This window comes from Nonomuraea sp. NPDC002799, from assembly GCF_053592075.1.
In genome coordinates, this window is the sequence record NZ_JBSFVA010000007.1 from 130,046 (window position 1) to 151,053 (window position 21,008).

Below are 21,008 nucleotides of genomic sequence, written 5' to 3' on the forward strand. Positions count from 1 at the left end.
CAACGGCACACCCGTCCATGAGGGGGTCCTTCTGTGTCAGCTCTGTTCTTGGAGAGTGACGGTGACCTCGGCGGCCTTACCGTCCCTCATATATGTGATCTTGACCTCTTGGCCCGGTTTGAAACCTCTGACCTGCCCGACAACCGTATCTCCCCCGTCAACCGCCTTGTCGCCGATCTTGGTGATCAGGTCGCCCTGCTGCAATCCCGCCTTCTCCGCCGGGCTTCCCGAGGTGACCTGCCGGATCAGCGCCCCCGGCACGTCGCCCGTCGCGTCCGTGACACTGACGCCGAGGAAGGCGTGGCTGACCTTGCCGCTGTCGATGAGCTGCTGGGACACCTGCTTGGCGGTGTTGACCGGGATGGCGAAGCCGACGCCGCCGCCCGCCGCGTCCGAGGCGATCGCGGTGTTGATGCCGACGAGCTCGCCCGCCGCGTTCACCAGCGCGCCGCCGGAGTTGCCCGGGTTGATCGAGGCGTCGGTCTGGATGGCGCCGCCGATCGTGGTGGTGGCGCCGCCCTGGCTCTGCTGCTGCTCCTGGCCCCAGCCCGGCGGGATCTGCTGGCGCTGCTCGCCGCCGACGGTGAGCGTGCGGTCGAGCGCGCTGACGATGCCGGCGGTGACGGATCCGTCGAGGCCGAGCGGGCTGCCGATGGCGAGCACCGCGTCGCCGACCTTGAGCGCGTCGCTGTCGCCGAGCGCGGCCGCGGTCAGGTCCGCGACGCCCTCCGCGCGGATGACGGCGAGGTCGGTGGGCGGGTCGGTGCCGACGACGCTGGCCTTGGCCGTCTTGCCGTCGCTGAACTTGACGCTCATCTGACCGCCGCCCTGGCCGGCGCCCTCGACCACGTGGTTGTTGGTGAGGATGAGCCCGTCCGCCGACAGCACCACGCCGGAGCCCTCGCCGGTCTGGCCCTGGATCATCACCACGGTCGGCTGCACCTTGGCGGCGACCTCGGCGACGGTCAGCTCCTTGGAGGCCGACCTGAAGACGGGGCTGGGCGTGCCGCTGCCGCCGCTGGCGACCTGCTCGGGCTGGAACGAGGTGGCGACGACGGCCCCCACGATGCCGCCGCCGATGGCCGTGACCGCCAGGGCGAGCCCGGCGATGGCCTTGCGGCCCCCGGAGAAGCCCGGCCTTCTCGGCGGAGCGGGCGGCGGTGGCGGTGGGGGCGGCTGCTGCATGATCTGCGTGTCACGCCGGGGGAAGCCCCCGGCGGCCGGCGGGGTGCTGCCGAACTGGCTCCACCCGCCGGTGGCCTGCTCGCGAGGCTCGTTCGCGTCCATCTGTCATCTCCCTCAGGTCCCTATGACTCTAGGGTCGCAACAAGCGCGTAAGACCTGGTTAAGCCAATGATCGGCGAAACAAGCGACAGTTGACGGGCGGCTTATCACTGCTGCTCACCGAGCCGGCCGCCCCGGCACGACCGGCCGAAAAAAGGGCATCGCGGCATCAGGTGGCGGCCGAGCCGTGCCGATCGACGGGGGCGCTCATCAGGGCCGTCGCGGAACGGTGGATCTTCGTCAGCGCGCTGAGGAGGTGTTCGCGTTCGGCGTCGGTGAGGTCGGCGGTGACCTGCTCTTCGAGCAGCCGCCGTTCCTTTTCGATGGGTGCTTGCAGGGCGCGTCCGGCGTCGGTGAGCCAGAGCCGGACCAGCCGGTGGTCCCGGTCGTCGCGGCGACGGGTGAGCAGGCCGGCCGCGGCCATCCGGGTGGCCGCCTTGACGACGTTGGGGGTGGTGACGTTCAGCGCGGCGGCGACCTCGCCCGGGGTGCGGCCGTCCTGCCGCCACAACACCGCGAGCAGGTGATCTTGCCCCAGATGCAGCCCGTGCCGCCGCACGGCCGTCTCGGCCGCCGTCCGCAGCGCCTTCGACGCCTTGCTGTGCAGGTCCAGGAACTCGGGCACGTCGAGGCCTCCGGTGTGCGATTGACAGCAAATCGTGTACCGGTTAGCGTTCTCCCGATCGTTAACCGGCAAACGAACTGAGGATTCTCATGATACTGGTGACCGGTGCCACCGGAAACGTCGGGCGCGAGCTCGTCCGCGAGCTGGACGAGAGCGGCGTGCCGTTCCGCATCCTGGTCCGCGACCAGGCCCGCGCCGCCGCTCTGCCCGAGCGGGCCGAACGGGTCGTGGCGGACCTGAGCGACCCGGCGACGCTGCCGCCCGCCTTCGCCGGGGTCGACCGGCTGTTCCTGCTCACCCCCGGGATCGGCCTCGACCACACCGGGAACGCCGTCGCCGCCGCCCAGGCCGCGGGGGTGCGCCACATCGTGCACCTGTCCTCGTTCAACGTGCTCGGCGACCCCATGCCCGCCATGGGCCGCTGGCACCACGAGCGCGAGCAGGCCATCCGAGCCTCCGGCGTCCCGGCCACCTTCCTGCGGCCCGGCGGCTTCATGACCAACGCCTTCGACTGGCTGCCCACCATCCGCCAGGCGGGCTATGTCCTCGATCCGGCCGGCCCCGGCCGGTACGCGCCGATCGACCCCGCCGACATCGCCGCCGTCGCCGCCCTGGCCCTGACCGGCGACGGCCACCAAGGCCAGGAATACGTCCTCACCGGCGAGGAGGTGTTCACCGTCACCGAACAGGTGGAGATCCTCGCCGCGACGGCCGGCCGGGACATCGCGATCCGGCCGGTGACCACCGCGGAGGAGGCCGTCGCCTCCCGATTCCCCAACGGGGCGCCTCCGGCGCTGGCCGAGGCCATCACCGAGGGGTTCCACCTCATGCGCGCCGACACCGCCGGATTCCGCACCGACACCGTGGAGCGCCTGCTCCAGCGCAAGCCCCGCACCTTCGCCGCCTGGTGCGAACGGAACGCCGACGCCTTCAGGACCACCTGATCCGCGCGTCCGCCTCTCGGCCGGGCGGTCAGACGGAGAAGAAACCGAGCAGGAGAGGGATGCTTCCCAGGAGAGTGGCCAGCGCGAGCAGAATGGCCGCGATGGTCTTGGGGGCGACATCGGAGAGTCGCCGGACGATGTATCCCGTGAGCGTCAGAACTGCGAGGATCACGCAGAGAGCGCTGATGTGCAGGGCGGACATATTTCCTCCCGTTATGCCCAATAAGACCCAGTTCGCGGAGCATGTCGAATAAACGACAAGAGCGACCACTTGTGGTAGTTAAACGGTCACTCTAAGTACCCGACATGGGCACTCTACTCCCTTCAATGGCCATCGTGTAGCGACTTGCCCTTCAACTTTTTGAACACAGCACCGAGAATGCAGAACGCAGAGTCACCATTCTCTTACGTTGTGCAGTCATTCAGCGCCGCACGAGGTATCGTCGGTGCCGGTGCAGGTGACTCTTCGCGGAGCAGTTTGTACCCCGGGCGACAAGGACGGGGTGGTAGCCGTCCCGTCGCCACCCACAAAGCGAGGCCCCCGTTCAGTGCGAAACCGAGCGGGGGCTTTCGTCTTTTCAGCCGGCTGTGCGCACGTCGCCGACCGGCCAGTATTCGTCCCTGAGCAGGCGCTTGTAAAGCTTGCCCGTCGGGTGGCGGGGCAACTCGGCGCGGAAGTCCACCGACTTGGGACACTTGTAGGAGGCCAGGTGCTCGCGGCAGTAGGCGATCAGCTCCGCCTCCAGCTCCGGGCCGGCCTCGGCCGGGGTCACCGGCTCCACCACGGCCTTGACCTGCTCGCCCATCTCCTCGTCCGGCACCCCGAACACCGCCACGTCGGCCACCTTGGGATGCACCGACAACACGTTCTCGGCCTCCTGCGGGTAGATGTTCACGCCACCTGAGATGATCATGTACGAGCGGCGGTCGGTGAGGTAGAGGAAGCCGTCCTCGTCCAGGTAACCGATGTCGCCGAGCGTGGTCCAGCCCCGGCCCTGGGGATCCTGGGCCGAGCGGGTCTTGCCGGGGTCGCCGTGATACTCGAAGCGGCCGCCGTTCTCGAAGTAGATCGTGCCGTGCTCGCCGGGCGGCAGGTCGTCGCCGTCCTCGTCGCAGATGTGCACGACGCCGAGCAGCGAGCGGCCGACCGTGCCCTTGTGCTGGAGCCAGTCCTGGGAGCCGACGTAGAGGAAGCCGTTGCCCTCGGTGCCGGCGTAGTACTCGTGGACGATGGGGCCCCACCAGCCGATCATCTGCTCCTTGACGGGGACGGGGCAGGGCGCGGCGGCGTGGATCGCGTACTTGAGTGATGAAATATCGTATTTTGTCCGGGTTTCTTCGGGCAGCTTGAGCATCTTGATGAACATCGTCGGCACGAGCTGCGAGTGCGTCACCGCGTATCGCTCCACCAGCGACAGATACTGCTCGGGGTCGAAGCGCTCCATCACCACCACCGTGGCGCCCAGCCGCTGGAACGTCAGGCAGTAACGCAGCGGCGCGGCGTGGTAGAGCGGCGCGGGCGAGAGATAGACGCTCTCCTGCGACGGCGCGAACAGCCCCTGGATGAGCCGGAACAGCATGCCGGGCTCGTCGAGCGGCCCGTACGCCGAGGGCAGCTTGACGCCCTTCGGCCGGCCGGTGGTGCCCGAGGAGTAGAGCATGTCCATGCCCTGGCACTCGTCGTCGATGGGGGTGACCGGCTGCTTGGCGACCGCCTCCTCGTAGGAGGTGAAGCCCTCGGCCACGCCGTCCAGCATCAGCCGCAGCTCGACGCCGGGCGTGTCCCCGGTGATCGAGGTGGCGACGCCGGCCAGGTCCGCGCTGGACAGGAAGATCCGGGCGCCGCAGTTGTTGACGATGTAGGCCAGCTCGTCGGTGCGCAGCCGCGAGCTGATCGGCGTGTAGTACAGGCCGGAGCGGTGCGCCGCCCAGGCCACGGCCAGGAAGAGCGGGTGGTTGGCGAGCATGAACGCGATGTGGTCGCCCGGCCGCAGCCCGGCGCTCCGGAACAGGTGGGCCAGCCGGTTGGACTCCTCGTCAAGCTCTCGATAGGTGATGACCAGCCCGGAGCCCGCCATGATCACAGCGGGCTTGTCTGGGGTGACTGCTGCGATGGCTCCCGGATGCATACCAGAACAGTATTCGGGAGACCGCCCGCCGCGCCAGCATGCGAAAGCCGCGGCCCGGTGACGGACCGCGGCTTTCCTGGCCGCTGACTACGCGGGGATGACCGAGCCCTCGTACTTCTGCTTGATGAAGTCCTTGACCTTCTGGTCCTGCAGGAGCTTGCCGAGGGTGACGATGCCGGCGTCCTTCTCGTGGCCGGCCTGGACGACGAGGCCGTTGACGTACGGGTTGCCCTCGGTCTTCTCCAGCACCAGCGCCTGCGAGGCCGGCTTGAGCCCGGCCTCGATGGCGTAGTTGCCGTTGATCACGGCGGCGTCGACGTCTTCGAGCGAGCGCGGGAGCTGGGCCGCCTCCAGCGGCTTGAACTGCAGCTTCTTCGGGTTGTCCACGACGTCGCGCTCGGTGGCCGCGGTGCCCGCGCCGTCCTTCAGCTTGACGATGCCGTTGTCGGCGAGCAGCTTGAGCGCGCGGCCCAGGTTCGTGGCGTCGTTGGGGACGGCCACGGTGGCGCCGCTGGCCAGCGCCGACACGTCGGTGAGCTTCTTGGAGTACAGGCCCAGCGGCTCCAGGTGGACCGGGGTGACGAAGCTGAGCTTGGTGCCCTTGGTCGCGTTGAAGTCGTCAAGGTAGGGCTTGTGCTGGAAGAAGTTGGCGCCGAGCTGGCCCTCGTCGAGCTGCACGTTGGGCTGCACGTAGTCGGTGAACTCGACGATCTCCAGCTTCAGGCCGGCGGCCGGGGCCAGGTTCTCCTTGACGAAGTTGAGGATCTCCGCGTGCGGCACCGGGCTGGCGCCGATCTTGAGCACGGTGTCCGCGGACTCGGCGGGGGCCGTGGCGGCGGCGGTGCTGCCGGCGGACTGCGACGTACCGCATGCGGCGAGCGACAGAGCCAGTACGGCCGCACCCACAAGGCGATAAATTCTCATATGTTTTCCCTCTATTTATGCGATAGGCGCCGGGCGACCCAGTCGCCCAGGCTCTGCAGAAGTTGCACGATGACGATGAGGAGCACGACGGTCACGATCATCAGCAGCGTCTCGAACCGCTGGTAGCCGTACCGGACGGCCAGGTCCCCCAGGCCGCCGCCGCCGAGTGTGCCGGCCATGGCGGAGTAGCCGATGAGCGCCACGATCGTGACGGTCAGCCCCGCGACCAGCCCGGACAGCGCCTCGGGCAGCAGGACCTTGCGCACGATGGTGATCCGGCTCGCGCCCATGGCCTGGGCGGCCTGCACCACGTCGGCGCCGACCTCTCTGAGCGCGGTCTCCACCAGCCGGGCGAAGAACGGCACCGACCCGACGGTGAGCGGCACGACGAACGCCGCGGTCCCGATGGTGGTCCCGACGACGAGCCGGGTGAACGGGATGATGGCGATCATCAGCACGATGAACGGCAGCGACCGCCCGATGTTCACCACGAAGCCGAGCACCGACTTCAGCGCCGGGATCGGCCGCAGCCCGCCCCGGTCGAACACCACCAGCGCCACGCCGAGCGGCAGCCCGAGCAGCGCGGTGAACAGCGCCGACCACCCGACCATCTGCGCCGTCTCCAGCGTCGCCGGCCAGAGCAGCGGCAGCATCTCTTCCCAGGTCACGCGGCCTCCTCGACGATCAGTCCGGTCCCGCGCAGGTACGTGAGCGCCGCGGGGGCCTCGGCGCCGGCCAGCGCCACGCGCAGGCGGCCGACGGAGCCGCCGGCCAGGTCCTCGATGGAGCCGCCCAGGATGCTCAGGTCCACGTCGAACTTGCGCACCACCTCCGACACCACCGGCTGCCGGGGGTCGCCGGTGAACGTCAGGGTCACCGAGCCGGCCGGGGCCGGGTCGGGCAGCGGGAAGATCTCCCTGGTCAGCCGGGATCCCGGGGTCCTGATGAGGTCGGCGATGGTGCCCGATTCCTCGATGCGGCCCTGGGTCATGATGGCGACCGAGTCGCAGACGCTCTTGACGACGTTCATCTCGTGGGTGATGAGCAGGATCGTCAGGCCGAACTCGGCGTTCAGCCGCTTGAGCAGCGCCAGGATCGACTGCGTGGTGGCCGGGTCGAGCGCCGAGGTGGCCTCGTCGGACAGCAGCACGTCCGGGTTGCCCGCCAGCGCCCTGGCGATGCCGACGCGCTGCTTCTGGCCGCCGGAGAGCTGCCGGGGGCGGTCTCCCCCGCGTCCCTCCAGCCCGACGAGCTCCAGGAGCTCGCCGACGCGGCGCTCGCGCTCGGTCCTGGGCACGCCCATGACCTCCAGCGGGAAGGCCACGTTGCCGGCCACCGTGCGCGACGACAACAGCGCGAAGTGCTGGTGGATCATGCCGATGCGCTGCCTGGCGCGGTTCAGCTCGGCGCTGCGCAGCGCGGTCAGGTCCTGCCCCGCGACGGTGACGGTGCCCGCGCTGGGCCGTTCGAGCAGGTTGACGCAGCGCAGCAGCGTGCTCTTGCCGGCGCCGCTCTGGCCGAGCACGCCGAAGATCTCGCCTTCGCGCACGTGCAGGTCGACGCCGTCGAGCGCGACGGTGTCGCCGTACTGCTTGCGCAGGCCGGAAGCCTGGATCACGGAACATCCCCACGACTGAGGGCGGCTCGGGTGGCGAGCCGCGGAACGTACATCACCTATGGGAGAGGCGGGGCCCTCAGCGGGTGCCCGGGTGGAACGGCAGGTGACTCAGCCTGCTCAGCACATAGTCAGGTGTGATCATGATGACCTTCGAGGAGGACGGGCGATCGGTCGGAGTGTCAGGCCGGCATTCGTCCCATACACACGCAGACACACAGAACGTCACGGCGGGCGCTGTGGTCGGTCGCGTATGTCTCGGTCACTCCATGGTCAACAGCGGGTGATATCCCGATATTCCTGATCTGTTTTGTGATCTGCATCACGCTCCGCCACCGGGCGGCCACCCGGACATGGGACCGCCCCGCCGTACTCCAGGAGGCTGGGTGCGGCGGGGCGGTGCCCGCGTGGTCAGGCCGCCACGGAGGAGGCGACCTGAGCCGGGACCAGCGCGATGTCCAGGACCTCGCGCACGTCGCTGACCGGGTGGATGGTCAGCTCGTCGCGGACCTCCGCGGGCACGTCGTCCAGGTCCGGCTCGTTGCGGGCCGGGATGAGGACGGTGGTGATGCCCGCGCGGTGCGCCGCCAGCAGCTTCTGCTTGACGCCGCCGATCGGCAGGACCCGCCCGGTGAGCGAGATCTCGCCGGTCATGGCCACGTCACCGCGGACCAGGCGCCCGGACAGGAGGGAGGCCAGCGCGGTCGTCAGCGTCACCCCGGCCGAGGGGCCGTCCTTGGGCACGGCGCCCGCGGGGAAGTGCACGTGGACCGAACGGTCCTTCAGCGCGGTGACCGGCAGCTCCAGCTCCGCGCCGTGCGAGCGCAGGTAGGACAGCGCGATCCGGGCCGACTCCTTCATCACGTCGCCGAGCTGGCCGGTCAGCGTCAGACCCGTCTCGCCGGTCTCCGGGTCGGCCAGCGACGCCTCCACGTAGAGGACGTCACCGCCCGCCCCGGTGACCGCCAGGCCCGTGGCCACGCCCGGCACCGAGGTGCGCTGGGTGGACTCGGGCAGCGACGACTCCGGCACGAACCTCGGCCGGCCGATGTAGCCGACCAGCCCGTCCTCGCCGACCGTGACGGGCAGCTCGCCGTTGGCCGCCACCTTGCGCAGGATCCGCGCGACCGCGCGCTCCAGCGACCGGACGCCGGCCTCACGGGTGTACTCGGCGGCCAGCCTGCGCAGCGCGCCGTCCTCGACCGCGACCTCCTCGGCCGTCAGCCCCGCCAGCTCCAGCTGCCTGGGCAGCAGGTGGTCGCGGGCGATGGCGACCTTCTCGTCCTCGGTGTAGCCGTCGAGCGTGACGATCTCCATCCGGTCCAGCAGCGGGCCGGGGATGGCCTCCAGGACGTTGGCCGTGGCCAGGAAGAGCACGTCGGACAGGTCGAGCTCGACCTCGAGGTAGTGGTCGCGGAACGTGTGGTTCTGCGCCGGGTCGAGCACCTCCAGCAGGGCGGCCGTGGGGTCGCCCCGGTAGTCGGCGCCGACCTTGTCGACCTCGTCGAGCAGGACGACCGGGTTCATCGAGCCCGCCTCGCGGATGGCGCGGACGATGCGGCCGGGCAGCGCGCCGACGTAGGTGCGCCGGTGGCCGCGGATCTCGGCCTCGTCGCGTACGCCGCCGAGCGCGACCCTGACGAACTTGCGGCCCATCGCGCGGGCCACGGACTCGCCCAGGGACGTCTTGCCGACTCCGGGAGGACCGGCGAGGGCGAGCACGGCGCCGCTGCGGCGGCCGCCCACCACGCCGAGACCCTTGTCCTGGCGGCGCTTGCGCACGGCCAGGTGCTCGATGATGCGGTCCTTCACATCGCTCAGGCCCGTGTGGTCGGCGTCGAGCACCTCTCGCGCGCCGGCGATGTCGTAGTTGTCCTCGGTGCGGTCGTTCCACGGGATGTCGAGCACCGTGTCGAGCCAGGTGCGGATCCAGCCGGTCTCAGGAGACTGGTCGGAGGTCCGCTCCAGCTTGTCGACCTCCTTGAGCGCGGCCTCGCGCACCTTGACCGGCAGGTCGGCCGCCTCGACGCGGGCGCGGTAGTCCTCTTCCTCGGTCTCGGAGTCGCCGTTGAGCTCCTTGAGCTCCTTGCGCACCGCGGCGAGCTGCTGGCGCAGCAGGAACTCCCGCTGCTGCCGGTCCATGCCCTCCTGCACGTCCTTGCGGATCGTCTCCGCGACGTCCAGCTCGGCGAGGTGCTCGCGGGACCACTCGATCAGCCTGGCCAGCCGTTCGGCCGGGTCGGCCGATTCGAGCAGCTCCACCTTCTGCGCCGTGGTCAGCCAAGGGGTGTAGCCGGAGCTGTCGGCCAGCACCGACGGGTCGTCGATGGTGTTCACCTGGTCGACGACCTGCCAGGCGCCACGCTTCTGCAGGATCGTGGTGGCCAGGGCCTTGTACTCCTTGGCCAGCTCCTCCGCGCGCTCGCCCGCGGGGACCGTGTCGATCGACTCGGCCTCCACCCACAGGGCGGCGCCCGGCCCGGTCGTGCCCGTGCCGATGCGGACGCGGCCCACGCCGCGCACCACCGCGGCGGGCTCACCTCCCGGCAACCTGCCGACCTGCTCGATCACGGCCTGGACGCCGATGCCGCCGTAGCGGCCGTCGATCCGGGGAACGAGGAGGACCTGTGGCTTGTTGCCACCGGATGCACGGGCGGCCTCTATGGCGGCGCGCACCTCGGAGTCGGACAGGTCCAGCGGAACCACCATGCCCGGCAGCACGACGGCGTCGTCCAGCGGCAGGACCGGAAGGATCAAGCTCTCACTCACGCGAACTCCTCAGGGTTGAGTTATACCGACTCAATTCATCGGAGCCTCCGAATGTTCCCTTCATTGCCGATGTTCGCTCAGGGCGATCGTAATGATGTAAGCAACGCTGAGGGGACGGGGCCAGCCCGCCCTCCCGCCGCCTGATGTTCGACGTCCGCTGTCCCTAGTGAGCGGCTTCGGGTCCAGGTCCGGGGTCCGGGGTGATGGTCCAGGGGATGTCGTGGTGGTTCAGCTGGTCGGGGTTGAGTGCCAGATGGGCGCAGCGGCGGCCCTGGTCTCGTAGCGGGTTCGTGACGGACATGATGCCGAGCCGCCGGCCGGCTGGTGAGGCGTCCCAGCCGAGGTAGGCGACCTCCGGATGAGTCTCTCGCAGGGCCTGGTGGGCTCCCAGGGCGAGTTCGTCGCTCATGGCGATGATGAGGGCATCGGGGGCGAGCCCGGGGGCGAGTTCCAGCGCCGCCTCGACGCCGTCTCGCCGCGTGTTGCGAGCCACGACGACGATCGGCGTGCTCGTCCACCTGAGCCCGGTCCGTTCGATGGCGGCGCGGTAGCCGCGCAGGCGGGCGTCGGTGACCGGAAACGGTGCGCGGGGCGGCAGGTTCGCGCCGGTCGTCACCATGCGTTCGCGGTCGCGATCGAGCGGGAAGGAGATCACCGCGGGCGTCCGGCCGTCACGGAGCCCCTGGGAGGCGGCCGCGAGGGCGGCCTGGTAGTCGTCCTGGGTGACACACGCGATGCCCTCACGTGGCGGACCGCCCTGGATGACGGCGGGGCGGGGGTCGCCGGCGACCCCCGCCAGCACCGGATCGTCCTCCGCGGTGGTCCACAACACGAAGCCGTCGACCGGCGCGGACAGCACCCGGTCGGCGTCGGCGGCGTCGCCCCGCGTGGGGATGAAGGTCAGGCCCCGGCCTTCCTCGACGCAGACCTCCGCGACCCCGGCCAGGAACTGTGCCGCCTGGGGATCGTCGAAGGCGTACGCCAGGTGCTCGCTGAAGACCACCCCGAGCTGCTGCGTCCGGCCGGATCTCAGCGCGCGGCCCACGGCGTCGGGGCGATATCCCAGCTCGCCGGCCGCGCGGTGCACCCGGTCGCGGGTGGCGGGCGCGACCCGCGCCGGCCGGGTGAAGGCGTAGGAGGCGGTCATGGGCGACACCCCCGCACGGGCCGCCACATCCTTCAGGGTCACGCGTCTACGGCTGGTCGGCACGGGGCCCATCTTACTTGTGTAGCGTTACACACATGTCGATAGTGATCACTCGCTCCGCCGTGACGTTCCGTGCGGCGCCGTTCCTCGGCTTCGCCGGATTCGGCGCCTTCTGGGGGGTGTGGGGGGCCACCCTGCCCCTGTTACGCGCCAGAGCCGGTGTGAGCGACGCCGAGTTCGGCGTCGTGCTGCTCTTCGTGGCCGCCGGAGCTCTGCCCGCCATGCTCCTGACCGGGCGGCTCGTCGACGCGCTCGGGTTGCGGATCGCCGGCCTGCTGCTCGTACTGCTGGGCGTCATGGGCGTCGTCGTCTCCGTCACGGCCGTGAGCCAGGCCGCGCTGTGCGTCGGCATGCTCTTGGCGGGAGCCGGCTCCGGAGCGGCCGATGTGGCGATCAACACGCTCGCGGCGACGGTGGAGCGGCTGACCCGACGCCCCGCCGTGGCCCGCTCGCACGCGGTGTTCTCCGCCACGGTCGCGGTGTCGAGCCTGGGAGCCGGTGCACTCACCGGGATGGCGGGCAGCCTGCTGCTGAACTTCACCGTGGCCGCCGTGATCACCACCGCGCTCGGCCTGGCCGTCGTCGCCGCGACGCGCTCGGCCCCCACACAGGACGCGGCGCAACGCTCGGCCCTTGCACAGGACGCTCTCACAGCACAAGGCCCAGCCCCCGCGCAGGACGCTGCCGCAGCGCAAGGCCCGGCTACGCCGGCGCGCGCCGGTCGCGTGCCGGGCCGGGTCGCGCTGCTCGTGGTCGGCGCGATCGGCGCGCTGGCGTTCGCATCGGAGAACGCCTACCAGTCCTGGAGTGCGGTCCTGCTGACGGACGGGTTCGCGGCCTCGCCGCCGCTGGCCGCCGTCGCGCCGGCGGCGTTCGCCACGACGGCCGCGCTGGCCCGGCTCGCCGCCGCCGCGCTCACGTTGCGCCGCCCGATCGCCACGCTGGCCGGCGGAAGCGTGATCGCCACGGCCGGCGGCGTCCTGACGGCGTTCGCACCCACGATGCCGCTCGCACTGACGGGCATCGTGGCCGCCGCCGCAGGAGCCTCGGTGCTCTTTCCCACCCTGTTGTCCTACGGGCTCCGGCCGGTCCCCGGCACGTCACGGGGACGAGCCACCTCCGCCATCTCCACGGTCGCCTATCTCGGCTACCTCGCCGGTCCGGCCTCCTTCGGCCTGCTCGCCGACGCCACCGGAGTGCAGCGGGCGTTCGCCGGCGTCGCCGCGCTGACCGCCGTGCTCCTGGCGACGATCCCGGCGTTGTCGGCTGTGTCGTCGTTCAAGAGAGCGGAGGCCGCCCGCCCGCTCGCCGCCGGAGGAAGGTGCGGCGACGAGCCGGGGGCTCGTGCGCCCTGGCGGGCGAGCGACGTACATTCGGCTGATGGACCCGGTTGAGCTTTTCCATCAGGTGGCGTCGGCCGTTCCCGCGTACCGGGCGTTCCTGGCGGAGAACGGCGTCGACGCCGGGAAGATCAGGACGCTGGACGACTTCGGGCGGTTGCCGATGACGACCAAGGAGGGCTACATCCGGCGTCATCCCCTGCCCGACCTGTGCCGGGACGGCGTGATCGGGGACATGATCGCGGTGTCCTCCGGCTCGACCGGGACGCCGTCGTTCTGGCCGCGCTCGGCGTCGGACGAGCGCGTCATCGCCGCGCGTTTCGAGGAGGTCTTCCGTGACTCCTTCGCCGCCCGCGAACGCCGGACCCTGGCCGTGGTCTGCTTCGCCCTCGGCACGTGGGTGGGCGGCCTGTTCACCGTCAACTGCTGCCGCCACCTGGCCGAGCGCGGCTATCCGATCAGCGTGGTGGCGCCGGGCACCGACCGGCGGGAGATCCTGCGCGTCATCCCCGAGCTGGCCCCGTACTTCGACCAGGTGGTGCTCCTGGGCTATCCGCCGTTCCTGAAGAACGTCATCGACACCGAGGACCTCCCCTGGGCCGACTGGAACATCAAGCTGATCACCGCGGGTGAGGTGTTCAGTGAGGAGTGGCGCACCCTGGTGGCGCGGCGGGCCGGGATGTCCGACCCGGTCAGGGGCATCGCCTCCCTGTACGGCACCGCCGACGCGGGCGTCCTCGGCAACGAGACCGCGCTGTCGGTCGAGATCCGCCGTTTCCTGGCCGGCCGTCCTGGCACGGCCAGGGAGTTGTTCGGGGAGTCCCGGCTGCCGAGCCTCCTGCAGTACGACCCGCGGGCGCGCTTCTTCGAGACGCACGAGGGCACCCTGCTGTTCACGGGCGACAACGGCGTCCCGCTGATCCGCTACCACATCGCCGACGAGGGCGGCGTGATCCCGTACGGGCGCATGCTGGAGTTCGTCGGGCGGCACGGCTTCGCGCCGGAGGCGGCGGGCCCGGAGCGGCCGTTCGTGTACGTCTTCGGGCGCGGCCACTTCACCGTGTCCTACTACGGGGCGAACGTCTATCCGGAGAACATCGCGGTCGGCCTGGAGCAGCCGCGGGTGAGCGGCTCGGTGACGGGCAAGTTCGTGATGGAGGTGGTGGAGGACGAGCGCCACGACCGGCGGCTGACGGTGACGGTGGAGCTGATGCCGGGCGAGCAGCCCTCGGAGGAGACGGCCCAGGCCGCGGGCGCGTCGATCCTGGCCCAGTTGCGGCGGCTGAACAGCGAGTTCGCGGCCTACGTGCCGCCGGCGCGGCAGGTGCCGGTCATCCGGCTGCGTGCGGCCGGCGACCCGGAGTACTTCCCGCCGGGTGCCAAACACCGCTACACGCGCTGAGGCGTACCGCGAAGAGGTCGAAGCCCGTGCCGGAGACGCGGACGCGCGACCGTCACCTGCTGGAAGCGGAAGGCGCGGCCGTCACGTGCTGGAAGCGGAGGGCGCGGCCGTCACGCCGAGCGGGGCTCCTGAGTCACGGCACGCGGCGTACGGCCACCAGCGCGATGTCGTCCTCGCTCACGCCGAACGCCCCGAGCATCCGGTCGGCGAACTCCTCCAGGTCGTCCTCGACCGTCTCGGCCAGCCGCCTGGCGTGCTCCATGCTCTCGTCGAGGGAGATGTTGCGATCCTCGACGAGCCCGTCGGTGTACAGGAGGATCGTGCCGCCGGGAGGCAGCTTGATCCGGTCCACCTGGTAGTCCTCGTGCATGACGCCGAGCAGCAGATTGCCCAGATTGTGGTAGAAGGAGCCGGTGCCGGCGAACAGCGGCGGGATGTGCCCCGCATTGGCCACCTCGACCTCTCCGGTGGCCGGATCGATGAGCATCAGGCAGACCGTGGCCGTCATGCGCGGGTGGTAGCGCCGCAACATCTGGTTGAGCAGGTCGAGCGAGGCGCTCAGGTCGACCTGGCCGATGAACGAGGCCCGCATGGCGTGGCGCAGCTCCGCCATCACGGTCGCGGCGTGCAGCGAGTGACCCTCCACGTCGCCGATCGCCACCAGCACCCGGTCGCCGATCGGCAGCACCTCGTAGAAGTCGCCGCCGATCTCGACGTTGTCGACGGCCGGCTGGTAGCGCATCGCCACCTGCAGGCCCGGCACCTCGGGGATGCGGCTGGGCAGCAGGCTGCGCTGCAGGGTCAGCGCGATCGCGTGCTCCTCGGTGAAGGCGCGCAGCGCGTCGAGGGCCAGCGCCTGGGCCTGGCCGAGCTGGCGCAGCACGTTGATCTCGTCCGCGTCGAGCGGCGGCTCGGCCTCCACCCCCAAGTAGACGGGCACCCGGGAGGTCTTCGTCCGGCAGAGCACACCGGTGCTGCCGCCGGTGATCCGGACGTCGGAGGTGATCTTGCGCCAGGCGCCGGCGTCGAGGTCCAGCACGTGGGCCCGCACCGACTCCCTCGTCACCATCCTGGCCAGGCGTTCGAGGGTGTCGGACGCGGCGGGGTGGGAGGTGACGCGCTCGCCGGGATAGGCGCGGTAACGGCGGATCCGCCCGTCGGGCAGCATCGCCAGGGTGCCGGCGAAGCGGTCCAGCACCTCGGCCGCGCCTTCGACGGCCACCGTCAGGAGCCGGTCGAAGGTCTCCGCCTCGTTCATCCGCAGCGTCACCTCGGCCATCCTGGCCAGCCGCTGGGCCATGAGCTCGGCCCGCCAGCGTGCCCGGTAGTAGCGCAGCATGGCCTCCACCGTGGCGGCGAACTCGGTGGGCTCGATCGGCTCCGCCAGGTACGCGTCGGCGCCGCGCTCCAGCCCCTCGGTGCGGTCGGCGACCGTGATGGCGTTGGCCGAGACCTGGATGACGGGGATCGACGCGGTCGCCGGGTCGGCCTTGATGCGCTCGCACACCTCGTACCCGGGGATGTCGGGCAGCCGGACGTCCAGGACGACCAGATCGACGGGCTGCCCGGCGAGGATGCGCAGGGCCTCCTCGCCCCCGCCCGCCTCGACGACGCGGTGGCCGGCCCGGCGCAACCAGCTCGACAGGATGTAGCGCTTGGTCGGTGTGTCGTCGACCACCAGCACGGTCCCAGGATCGATCACCCGGCATCCTCTCTCGCGCTGCGGATGGCTTGCAGCAGCTCTTCTCTGCGCAGTCCGAGTTTGGCCAGCACCGGGCGGCCGTCTGGGGCGCGCTGCGGCTGGATCGTCACCATCACGACCGGGATCCGGGCGAGTGCGTCGTCCTCGGACATCCGCTGCAGCAGCACGCTGCCGTCCACCCGGGGCATGAGCAGGTCCACCAGGATGGCGTCGGGCAGGTCCGCCGTCATCAGCTCCAGCGCCTCGCCGCCGTCGGCGGCCTCGTCCACCTGGGCGGCGAAGCCGTGCAACATCCGGCGGGCCGCGGCGCGGAACACCTCGTCGTCGTCGGCGATCAGCACCCGCCCCAGCTCCGGGGGGCCGCCGTAGTGCGGCAGCCGCAGCGTGGCGGTGGTGCCCTCGCCGTACGTGCTGGACAGTTCGAGGGTGCCGCCGAGGGCTTCGGCGAGCCGGCGCGCGTACGGCAGGCCGAGGCCGGTGCCCCTGGACTCGACCTGGAGCTGGCCGGGCACCTGGAAGAAGTCCTCGAACACGTGCTTCAGGTTCTCCGCCGTGATGCCGATCCCGGTGTCGGTCACGGAGATGACGACCTCGCCCCCGGCCTCGTCGTGGACCGCCCGCAGGAACACCTCCCCGCTGCGGGTGAACTTCAGCGCGTTGGACAGCAGGTTGCGCAGGATCCGCAGGAGCATCTCCTCGTCCACGAAGATCTCGGCGAGCTCGGGGGCCACCTCGTGGCGCAGCGTGACGCCGACGCGCTCGCTCGTGGGGCGCATCGTCACGTGGAGGTGGTCGGCCATGCGGGGGAGGTCGACCGGCGCGGGCTGGGGGTCCAGACGGCCGGACTCGGCCTTGGCCATGTCGAGGAGCTCGCCGACGAGCTCCAGCAGCGTCCCGGTCGAGCTGCCGATGAGCCGCACCTGGTGGCTCTGCTCCTCGGTCAGCGGGTCGCCGCCCGGGCCCATCAGGAGCCTGACGAGTCCTATCACCGAGTTCAGCGGGGTGCGGAGCTCGTGGCTGACGGTGGCCCAGAAGCGGTTTCTCGCCTCGGTGGTCTCGCGGAGCTGGCTGGACTTCGCGTCCAGCTCGGCGTACAGGGCGACCACTCCCCTGTTGGTCTCCTCCAGCTCGGCGGAGAGCTGGTTGTACATCGCCATGACGCCGGTGTTGGTCTCCTGCAGCTCGGCGTTGAGGCGCAGCACGTCCTCCAGTGTCTCGGCCAGCTCCCTGTTCTGCTCGCGCAGCTCGTCGAGGGCGGTGGCCGGCGCGAGCGTCGCGAGCGCGCGGCGGATCTCCGGCAGCGCGGCAGGACGCGGGCGCGGACGCAGGCGCTTGACGAGCGTGACGCGGCCGTCGTCGATCACGATCTTGTCGACCAGCCGCCTGGCCAGCGTGAGGCCCTCGGACTCGGCCAGATCCGGCCCGCGCGTGTGCTCCAGCGTGATCAGCAGCTCGCCGTCGCCGAGCATGATCGCCGCGCTCGATCCCGGGCCGAAGGTCTCCCTGCCGACCTCGCTGAGCGCCGTCGCCACCCGGATCTGGTCCTGCGGCTCCAGCTCGGCGAACTCGGCGGCGGCGCGGCCGAGGCGGCGCAGGATGAACACGTCCTGGTCGCGGTCGAGCCGGACGCCTATGAGCTCGGCCCCGGTCATGCGACCGGCCTCGCCGTGACGACGCAGACGTCGTCCCTCCTGCTGGCCGCCTCGCGCATCAGGCCCGCGGCGACCACCGCCGGCGTGCGGGAGAACAGGCCCGGCACCGCTCCGGGCTCCCAGCGCTCCGTCAGCCCGTCGGTGTGCAGGACCACGAGAGCGTACGGGGGCAGCTCGTAGACGTACTCCCGCAGCCGGCCGCCCTGATGCCCGGCGATCCCCGGCACCGACACCATGCCCTTGCGCCCCTGCGCGTGCGCCACCCAGCCGGAGACGTTGCCGAGCCCGGCGAAACGCACGCGGCCCGGCTCGACGCGGGCGACCGCCACCGCTCCGCCGCGGGTGCGGGCGAGCCCGCGGTGCAGGCTCTCCACGATCGCCACCGGCTCCAGCTCCTGCACCTCCAGGAACAGCTCGACGGCGAGCTGCGCGGCCTGGGCGGCATGGACGCCGTGGCCCAGCCCGTCACAGACCATCGCGGTGGTGACAGAGCCGGTTTCGGCGAGGGCGAAACCGTCGCCGCAGACGACCTCCTCGCCGATGGGCCGGGTCAGGCCGCTGGCCCGCAGCGGGGGGCCGGCGGTGCCGCCGGCGGTGAAGTGCATGGCGAGCACTGTGCCCTTGCCGGGCACCGAATACACGTCGAAGCCGCTGGCGATGCGGGCGATGGCGCCCATGCCGATGCCCAGCGTCCCGGAGGTGGAGTAGCCGTCACGCAGGGCGCGGGTCACGTCGGCCATGCCCGGCCCTTTGTCCATGGTGATGAGCTCCACCGTGGCGGGCGCCTCCGGGTGCGGGCGCACCATGACGGCCCCTTCCACGGCGTGCTTGACGAGATTGGAGACCGCCTCGCTGACGGCGACGGCCGTCTGCCCGATGAGCGCCTGGTCGAACCCGGCCTCCTCGGCCAGCTCCACGGCCCGGCGGCGGACGGCGCCGACCGCGCTCGGGTCCTCCGCTCGAACCCAGGCGCCCGTCCGGCGGCTCATCACCGGCCCCACTTGGTCACCGACACCGTGGTGCCCTTTCCCGGGGCGGAGGTCAGATCGAACTCGTCGACCAGCCGGCGCGACCCGCTCAGCCCGAGGCCGAGACCGTTGCCCGTGGTCCAGCCGTCGGTGAGGGCCAGCTCGATGTCCGGGATGCCGGGGCCCTCATCGCTGAAGACCAGTTTGAGACCGCGTCTGGGGCCGTTCTGCACGATCCCGATCCGCACCTCTCCCCCGCCGCCGTAGACCAGAGCGTTGCGCGCCAGCTCGCTGGCCGCAGTGACGATCTTGGTCTGGTCGACGAGCGACAACCCCACCTCGACCGCGACGCTGCGGACGATCTGGCGCACGGCCACGACGTCGTTGCTGCCGACGATGACGACCTCGTGGTCGCCGCTCACGGCGTGGCGCTCCTGACGTGGTCCAGGAGCGCCACCCCTTTCTCCAGGTTGAGCGCCGTCCGGACGCCGCCGAGCGAGAGGCCCAGCTCGACGAGGGTGATCGCCACGGCCGGCCGCATGCCGACGACCACGGTCTGCGCGTCGAGCATGCCGCACATGGAGGCGACCGTGGACAAGGACCGTCCGATGAAGGAGTCGACGATCTCCACCGCGCTGATGTCGATGATCACGCCGCGGGCGCCGACGGCGACGACGGTGTCGGCCAGGTCCTCCTGCAGGGCCAGCACGCTCTGATCGTCCAGGTCCACCTGGATGGAGACGATCAGGATCTCGCCGAGTTTGAGGATCGGGATCCGCTGCACTACGCCTTCTCCGCCCGTACTTCGATGCGCCGTCCCGGAGCGCCGACCACCTGCACGCCGCCGCGCTTGAAGGCGTAGGCGAGCGCGTCCGACAGCGACGACTTGGTGACGATGTCACCGAACTCGATTCCCAAGGTGACGATCGTATGCGCGATCTGCGGGCGGATGCCCGAGATGACGCACTCCGCGCCCATCAGCCGGGCCGCGACGATGGTCTTCAGCAGGTGCTGAGCGACCTGCGTGTCGACGGCCGGGACGCCGGTGATGTCGATGACCGCGTGCTCGGCGCCGGTGTCCACCAGCGTCTGCAGCAGCTTCTCCATCACGACCTGGGTACGCGCGGAGTCGAGCGTGCCGACCAGCGGCACCGCCACGATGCCCTCCCAGAGCTTGACCACCGGCGTGGACAGCTCCAGGAGTTGTTCCGCCTGGTCGAGGATGATCTTCTCGCGGGCCTCCGCGTAGGCCTCGAACGTGTACAGGCCCAGGTCGTCGGTGAGGCGGGAGAACCAGATGAACCCCCGCATGACCTCAGGGTCGGCATCCGTCTCGACGAGCTCGTAGACGGCCTCCTTCAGCCCGAACACGGCCCTGGAGGTCTCGGACGGCGTGTATCCGGCGCGGGCCCGCGAACGGGACAGCTCGGCGAGCATGCCGCGAAGCTCGGCGAGGTCGTTCTTGCCGTCTTCGAGTGCGGCGAGCAGCGCCTGGTAGAGGTCTGTGAGCTCCTCGCGCGGAGCTTTGGCGATCTGGCCCCAGCGGCTGATGAGCTGCTCCCCGTTGGCACGGAGCAGGTCCTCTATGCGGCGGCGGGCGACATCGGCATGAATCGACAAAGATCACTCCAGAGACGGCGGCGGGCAATGTGCTCGTATGTTAATGCGCTTTATCGAACATCAGGGACTCCCGATTCACCGATTCGACGTGACAGACGGTATATGCGGGGGTTGCCTCCGGAGCGTAGCGAGGACACGTCCGGTACGGCGAGTGTTCACGCGCACCAGCGTCCGGACATCCCGAACAGACCGGACAGCCTGTGACGCCGCGACGGGACGGCGATGCTGCGGGGACGGTGACCCGGTTCGGCACGGCCCCGGATCGTCCCTGACCAGACGCGGAAGGCCGACCAAGAGTGGCCGGAATCACCCTCCGGTACGACCCGAAGAATCAAACCCTGAGGTGACGCGGGCCACACCCCGCACTCCATAACTTCTCAGCATGCTCAGAAACCTCGCCCTCGCGGGCTTCCTGACGGCCCTGGCATTCCTCCTGCCGCCCGCGCAACCGAACAGCCAGCCGACCGGACAGCCGAGCAGGCAGGCGAGCGGGCAGCAAGGCAGGCAGTCGGACGGGCAATCAGGCGAGCACTCGATCCGGCGGCCGGACAGGTTCGTGCCCAAGATCAAGCTCGGCCCGCTCGGCTTCGGCGCCGATCCCCTAGGCGGTGCCTGCCCCTCGTGCGGCGCCGATTCCCTACGCGGTGCCTGCCCCTTGTGCGGTGCCTGCCCCTTGTGCGGTGCCTGCCCCTCGGGCGGTGCCTGTCCCTTGCGTGTCTTCGCGGCGGGCTCCGGCGGGCACAGCGACTACTTCTCGCCCGGCTCCCCCGCCCTGCGCAACCTCGCCTTGATCGCCCAGGGGTACGCCGGCGAGGTGACCTCTTGAC

At 70.6% G+C, this 21,008-nt stretch carries 19 protein-coding genes; 4 read left to right on the top strand and 15 right to left on the bottom strand.

Translation table 11 applies throughout. The annotated features are described in order from the left end of the window. Positions 1–36: 36 nt before the first annotated feature. Together ACWD0F_RS16025 and ACWD0F_RS16030 are read right to left on the bottom strand one after the other, a co-directional pair. On the bottom strand, positions 37–1,287 hold the full coding sequence (locus tag ACWD0F_RS16025) for a S1C family serine protease (RefSeq protein WP_449875966.1): 1,251 nt from the start codon (positions 1,285–1,287) through the stop codon (positions 37–39). Positions 1,288–1,453: 166 nt separating this feature from the next. Continuing rightward, positions 1,454–1,909: a MarR family winged helix-turn-helix transcriptional regulator gene (locus tag ACWD0F_RS16030; protein WP_449875968.1), complete on the bottom strand. Its 456-nt coding sequence runs from the start codon at positions 1,907–1,909 to the stop codon at positions 1,454–1,456. A gap of 98 nt (positions 1,910–2,007) precedes the next feature. Between ACWD0F_RS16030 and ACWD0F_RS16035 the strand changes: the two genes are divergently transcribed. Further along, positions 2,008–2,853: an NAD(P)H-binding protein gene (locus tag ACWD0F_RS16035; RefSeq protein WP_449875970.1), complete on the top strand. Its 846-nt coding sequence runs from the start codon at positions 2,008–2,010 to the stop codon at positions 2,851–2,853. A 28-nt stretch (positions 2,854–2,881) separates the two neighbouring features. On the opposite strand, the gene ACWD0F_RS16040 is transcribed toward ACWD0F_RS16035, so the two are convergent. The 7 genes from ACWD0F_RS16040 to ACWD0F_RS16070 all read right to left on the bottom strand — a co-directional run bounded on the left by ACWD0F_RS16040 (position 2,882) and on the right by ACWD0F_RS16070 (position 11,479). Next, positions 2,882–3,055: a hypothetical protein gene (locus ACWD0F_RS16040; protein WP_449875972.1), complete on the bottom strand. Its 174-nt coding sequence runs from the start codon at positions 3,053–3,055 to the stop codon at positions 2,882–2,884. A 376-nt stretch (positions 3,056–3,431) separates the two neighbouring features. Beyond that, positions 3,432–4,982, bottom strand: coding sequence for an AMP-binding protein (locus tag ACWD0F_RS16045; protein ID WP_449875974.1), 1,551 nt, complete (start codon positions 4,980–4,982; stop codon positions 3,432–3,434). Positions 4,983–5,069: 87 nt separating this feature from the next. Further along, the gene (locus ACWD0F_RS16050) at positions 5,070–5,906 is read right to left on the bottom strand and encodes a MetQ/NlpA family ABC transporter substrate-binding protein (RefSeq protein ID WP_449875976.1); all 837 of its coding nucleotides are present in this window, start codon (positions 5,904–5,906) and stop codon (positions 5,070–5,072) included. 11 nt (positions 5,907–5,917) lie between these two features. Continuing rightward, on the bottom strand, positions 5,918–6,574 hold the full coding sequence (locus ACWD0F_RS16055; RefSeq protein WP_449875978.1) for a methionine ABC transporter permease: 657 nt from the start codon (positions 6,572–6,574) through the stop codon (positions 5,918–5,920). Next, a complete protein-coding gene (locus ACWD0F_RS16060) occupies positions 6,571–7,524 on the bottom strand; it encodes a methionine ABC transporter ATP-binding protein (protein WP_449875980.1) in 954 nt (317 codons plus the stop codon). The genes ACWD0F_RS16055 and ACWD0F_RS16060 overlap by 4 nt, the downstream gene beginning before the upstream one ends. A 408-nt stretch (positions 7,525–7,932) precedes the next feature. Beyond that, on the bottom strand, positions 7,933–10,290 hold the full coding sequence (gene lon / locus ACWD0F_RS16065) for an endopeptidase La (RefSeq protein ID WP_449875981.1): 2,358 nt from the start codon (positions 10,288–10,290) through the stop codon (positions 7,933–7,935). Between the two features lie 163 nt (positions 10,291–10,453). Continuing rightward, positions 10,454–11,479: a LacI family DNA-binding transcriptional regulator gene (locus ACWD0F_RS16070; protein WP_449875983.1), complete on the bottom strand. Its 1,026-nt coding sequence runs from the start codon at positions 11,477–11,479 to the stop codon at positions 10,454–10,456. A 53-nt stretch (positions 11,480–11,532) separates the two neighbouring features. On the opposite strand from ACWD0F_RS16070, the gene ACWD0F_RS16075 reads away from it, so the two are divergent. Both ACWD0F_RS16075 and ACWD0F_RS16080 read left to right on the top strand, forming a co-directional pair. Continuing rightward, on the top strand, positions 11,533–12,891 hold the full coding sequence (locus ACWD0F_RS16075; RefSeq protein ID WP_449875985.1) for an MFS transporter: 1,359 nt from the start codon (positions 11,533–11,535) through the stop codon (positions 12,889–12,891). Continuing rightward, positions 12,878–14,239: a phenylacetate--CoA ligase family protein gene (locus ACWD0F_RS16080; protein WP_449875987.1), complete on the top strand. Its 1,362-nt coding sequence runs from the start codon at positions 12,878–12,880 to the stop codon at positions 14,237–14,239. Before ACWD0F_RS16075 ends, ACWD0F_RS16080 begins: the two co-directional genes overlap by 14 nt. Positions 14,240–14,372: 133 nt before the next feature. Here the strand turns inward: ACWD0F_RS16080 and ACWD0F_RS16085 are convergent, their stop codons facing one another. Genes ACWD0F_RS16085 through ACWD0F_RS16110 form a run of 6 tightly spaced genes read right to left on the bottom strand, consistent with a single transcriptional unit; the run spans position 14,373 to position 20,181 of the window. Beyond that, positions 14,373–15,941: a SpoIIE family protein phosphatase gene (locus ACWD0F_RS16085; RefSeq protein WP_449875989.1), complete on the bottom strand. Its 1,569-nt coding sequence runs from the start codon at positions 15,939–15,941 to the stop codon at positions 14,373–14,375. Next, positions 15,938–17,593 (bottom strand): ATP-binding response regulator, encoded by a 1,656-nt coding sequence (locus ACWD0F_RS16090; protein ID WP_449875991.1) that lies wholly within the window; start codon positions 17,591–17,593, stop codon positions 15,938–15,940. The genes ACWD0F_RS16085 and ACWD0F_RS16090 overlap by 4 nt, the downstream gene beginning before the upstream one ends. Beyond that, positions 17,590–18,582: an ATP-binding protein gene (locus ACWD0F_RS16095; protein ID WP_449875993.1), complete on the bottom strand. Its 993-nt coding sequence runs from the start codon at positions 18,580–18,582 to the stop codon at positions 17,590–17,592. Before ACWD0F_RS16095 ends, ACWD0F_RS16090 begins: the two co-directional genes overlap by 4 nt. Then, complete coding sequence (locus tag ACWD0F_RS16100; protein WP_449875995.1) at positions 18,582–18,983, bottom strand: anti-sigma regulatory factor; 402 nt, start codon at positions 18,981–18,983, stop codon at positions 18,582–18,584. The genes ACWD0F_RS16095 and ACWD0F_RS16100 overlap by 1 nt, the downstream gene beginning before the upstream one ends. Beyond that, on the bottom strand, positions 18,980–19,345 hold the full coding sequence (locus tag ACWD0F_RS16105) for an STAS domain-containing protein (protein ID WP_449875997.1): 366 nt from the start codon (positions 19,343–19,345) through the stop codon (positions 18,980–18,982). The genes ACWD0F_RS16100 and ACWD0F_RS16105 overlap by 4 nt, the downstream gene beginning before the upstream one ends. Then, complete coding sequence (locus ACWD0F_RS16110; RefSeq protein WP_449875999.1) at positions 19,345–20,181, bottom strand: STAS domain-containing protein; 837 nt, start codon at positions 20,179–20,181, stop codon at positions 19,345–19,347. The genes ACWD0F_RS16105 and ACWD0F_RS16110 overlap by 1 nt, the downstream gene beginning before the upstream one ends. A 382-nt stretch (positions 20,182–20,563) precedes the next feature. Between ACWD0F_RS16110 and ACWD0F_RS16115 the strand changes: the two genes are divergently transcribed. Further along, on the top strand, positions 20,564–21,007 hold the full coding sequence (locus tag ACWD0F_RS16115; protein ID WP_449876001.1) for a hypothetical protein: 444 nt from the start codon (positions 20,564–20,566) through the stop codon (positions 21,005–21,007). Position 21,008: the final 1 nt, after the last annotated feature.